This window comes from Caldovatus aquaticus (assembly GCF_019458025.1).
Taxonomy (GTDB): domain Bacteria; phylum Pseudomonadota; class Alphaproteobacteria; order Acetobacterales; family Acetobacteraceae; genus Caldovatus; species Caldovatus aquaticus.
The window spans coordinates 1-3,298 of record NZ_JAHZUY010000117.1; the positions used below are offsets into that span (position 1 = coordinate 1).

The 3,298-nt window shown below is 76.5% G+C and carries 3 protein-coding genes and 1 pseudogene; all 4 read left to right on the forward strand.

Annotated features, from left to right (window positions below; genetic code table 11):
* A pseudogene (locus K1J50_RS18650) lies at positions 1-629 on the forward strand (hypothetical protein); the annotation flags it as partial.
* Positions 626-2,017, forward strand: coding sequence for a Tol-Pal system beta propeller repeat protein TolB (gene tolB / locus K1J50_RS18655; protein WP_220119249.1), 1,392 nt, complete (start codon positions 626-628; stop codon positions 2,015-2,017). The pseudogene K1J50_RS18650 and the gene tolB, both read left to right, overlap by 4 nt.
* A 155-nt stretch (positions 2,018-2,172) precedes the next feature.
* Complete coding sequence (gene pal / locus K1J50_RS18660) at positions 2,173-2,649, forward strand: peptidoglycan-associated lipoprotein Pal (RefSeq protein ID WP_220119250.1); 477 nt, start codon at positions 2,173-2,175, stop codon at positions 2,647-2,649.
* A gap of 191 nt (positions 2,650-2,840) precedes the next feature.
* A partial coding sequence (locus K1J50_RS18665) for a YbgF trimerization domain-containing protein (protein WP_304502932.1) occupies positions 2,841-3,298 on the forward strand: 458 nt, incomplete at its 3' end.

Sequence of the window (3,298 nt, forward strand, 5' to 3'; positions counted from 1 at the left end):
CCCCGCCGCCGCTGCCGCTGCCCCCGCCGCCGGTGCCGGAACCGCCCGCGCCGACGCGCCAGGCGGCGCGGCCGGAGCCGCCGCGGCCGGAGCCGCCGCTGCCGCGCCCGCCGGTGCCGACGCCGCCGGAGCCGAGCCGCCAGGCCGAGGCGCGGGGGCAGACGCCGCCCCCGCCGCGGCCGCAGGAGCGCTCGCGCGAGGTGCTGAACACGCTGGAGCGGCTGCGCACGGCGCAGCGCCAGACCGAGCCGCCGCGCGCCCGGCCCAACCCGGCACCCGCGCCGGCCGCCGCGGGGGGCGGAGCGCCGACCGGCGCGGCGCCGCTCACCGCGGGCGAGATCCGCGGCCTCGCCGAGCAGATCAGCGAGTGCTGGAACGTGGACCCGGGGATGCTGGGGCTCGCCGAGATCGTGGTCGAGCTGAAGGTGCAGCTCGACGCGCAGGGCAACGTGCGCAACGTGGCGCCGGCGAGCGCGATCCCCTCCGATCCGCGCGCGCGGGCGGTATACGAGTCGGCGCGGCGCGCCCTGCTCTCGCCGCACTGCAACCCGCTGCGCGTGCCGCCGGGCAAGCTCGAGACCGTGATGGCCTCCACATTCCGATTCAGCCCTAGGGGGCTTCTGCGATGAGGACCGATTTGCGTCACCTGACATTGTCCCGGCGCGGCGCGCTGCGCGCCGCCGCCGTCCTGGCCGCTCCCGGCATCGCCGCCTGGCCGCTCGGCCCCGCGCGCGCGCAGCAGGCCGCGGGCGGGGGCGGCGCGGTGATCAGCATCGAGACCGCGCGCACCAATCCGATCCCGATCGCCGTCCCCGACCTCGCCGGCGCGACGCCGGACGCGCAGCGGATCGGCCGCGACATCGCCCGCGTCATCCAGAGCAACCTGCGCAATTCCGGGCTGTTCCGCCCGATCGAGCGGGAGGCCTTCCTCCAGACCCCGGAGGCGGCGGCGGCGACGCCGCGCTTCCAGGACTGGCGCGTGATCGGCGCCCAGGCGCTGACCACGGGCCGGGTGGACGTGCAGGGCGACAGGCTGCGGGTCGAGTTCCGGCTGTGGGACGTGCTGCCGGAGCAGCAGCTCCAGGGCACCGCCTTCACCGCGCCGGTGCAGAACTGGCGGCGCATCGCGCACCTGATCTCGGACGTGATCTACGAGCGGCTGCTCGGCGAGAAGGGCTACTTCGACACCCGCGTCGTCTATGTCTCGGAGACCGGGCCGCGCGACCGGCGCACGCGGCGGCTCGCGATCATGGACCAGGACGGCGAGAACCACCGCTTCCTGACCGACGGCGCCTACGCCGCGCTGACGCCGCGCTTCCACCCGAGCGCCGACCGCGTGGCGTTCATGTCCTACCAGGCGCGCGGCGAGCCGCGGGTGGTGCTGCTCGACCTCGGCACCGGGCGGACCGAGGTGCTGGGGAGCTTCCCCGGCATGACCCTCTCGCCGCGCTTCTCGCCGGACGGGCGGAGCGTGGTGCTGTCGGCGACGCGCGGCGGGGACGCCAACATCTACGTGGTGGACCTGGCGACGCGGCGGGAGCGGCAGCTCACCTCGGGCGGCGGGCTCGACGTCTCGCCCTGCTACTCGCCGGACGGGACGCAGATCGTGTTCAACTCCGACCGCGGCGGCGACCAGCAGCTCTACGTGATGGACGCGAACGGGGGGAACATCCGGCGCATCTCCTTCGGGCGCGGGCGCTACGCGACCCCGGTGTGGTCGCCGCGCGGCGACCTGATCGCCTTCACCCGCTTCGGCGGCGGCAGCTTCGCGATCGGGGTGATGCGCCCGGACGGCTCGGGCGAGCGCATCCTCACCGAGGGCTGGGCGATGGAGGGGCCGACCTTCGCGCCGAACGGCCGGGTGCTGATGTTCTACCGCGAGACGCCGGCGCGCGACGCGCGCGGCAGCGGCTACTCGGCGCGGCTCGCCTCGATCGACATCGCCGGGTTCAACGAGCGCCAGATCGCGACGCCGACCGACGCGACCGATCCGGCCTGGTCGCCGCTGCTCTCGTAACGGGCGGGACCGGCGGCGGGCGGGCACCCTCCGCGGCGCTTGACCGGCGCCGAGGCGCGGTTGTAACGGGGGCGCCGTTGTTCAACCGGCGTCGCCCCCTCAAGGTCGCGCCGAGAATCCTCACCAGGCGGCAAGCACAAGGAGCGATTCGGGCGATGAACGCGAAGCTGATCACGGCCCTGGCGGCCGCGGCGCTGCTCGGCACGGCCTGCGCGGACGACCAGAGCCAGACCGCGAGCACCGGCGCCGGCGGGGCCGGGGCCGGCCAGATCCGGCCGGGCAGCCAGGAGGACCTGGTCGCCAATGTCGGCGACCGCGTGTTCTTCGACTTCGACCGCGCCAACATCCGCCCCGACCAGCGCCCGGTGCTGGAGCGCCAGGCGCGCTGGCTGCAGCAGTATCCGCAGGTGCAGGTGACGGTGGAGGGCCACGCCGACGAGCGCGGCACCCGGGAATACAACCTCGCCCTCGGCCAGCGCCGCGCCAATGCGGCCCGCGACGTGCTGATCGCCAACGGCGTGGCCGCCTCGCGCATCGAGACCATCAGCTACGGCGAGGACCGGCCGGCCGCGCTCGGCTCCAACGAGGAGGCCTGGGCGCAGAACCGCCGCGCGGTGACGGTGGTGCGCTGAGGCAGGGGCCCCGGGGGTGGCACCGCGCCCGGGGCTCCGCTCCTGGCCGGGACCGGGAGAGGCCCGGCTCCGCGACGGCGGCGCGGCGCGCGGGGGCTTGGCCCGGGTTCGCCTTGGGGCCAGTATCGGCGCAGGCCGTCCCGGGCCCGCGCGGCGCGTCGCCGCCGGCATGCGAGCGAGACCGGAATTCGATGCGATCCACCCCGCCCCTGCTGGCCCTGGTCGTCGCGGCGGTGGCCGCCGCGGCCGCGCCCCTCGCCCGGCCGGCCCTGGCGCAGATCGAGAGCCGCGAGGGGATCGCGCTGCAGAACCAGATCCTGCAGCTGCGGGCCGAGCTCGAGCAGTTGCGCCGGAGCGGCAGCGCCCTCACGGCGCCGAGCCTGCCGCCGCCGGCCGCGCGCGGCGCCGGGCCGGCGCTGCCGCAGGGCCAGGTGGAGCTGCTGAACCAGCTCCTCGACCGCGTCGGCCAGCTCGAGGAGGAGGTGCGGCGGCTGCGCGGACGGCTGGAGGAGGCGGAGTTCCGCGGGCGCCAGCTCGCCGCCGAGGTCGAGAAGCTGCGCGGGGACGTGGATTTCCGCCTCCAGCAGCTCGAGGCCGGCGGCCGCGGCGGGGCGGCGCGCCCGGCGGGGGCCGCGCCCGGGGCGCAGGG

What these genes read in the sequence shown, in the direction of transcription:
- pal (WP_220119250.1), top strand. Translation starts at nt 2,173, where the DNA reads ATGAACGCGAAGCTGATCACGGCCCTGGCGGCCGCGGCGCTGCTCGGC.
- tolB (WP_220119249.1), top strand. Translation starts at nt 626, where the DNA reads ATGAGGACCGATTTGCGTCACCTGACATTGTCCCGGCGCGGCGCGCTG.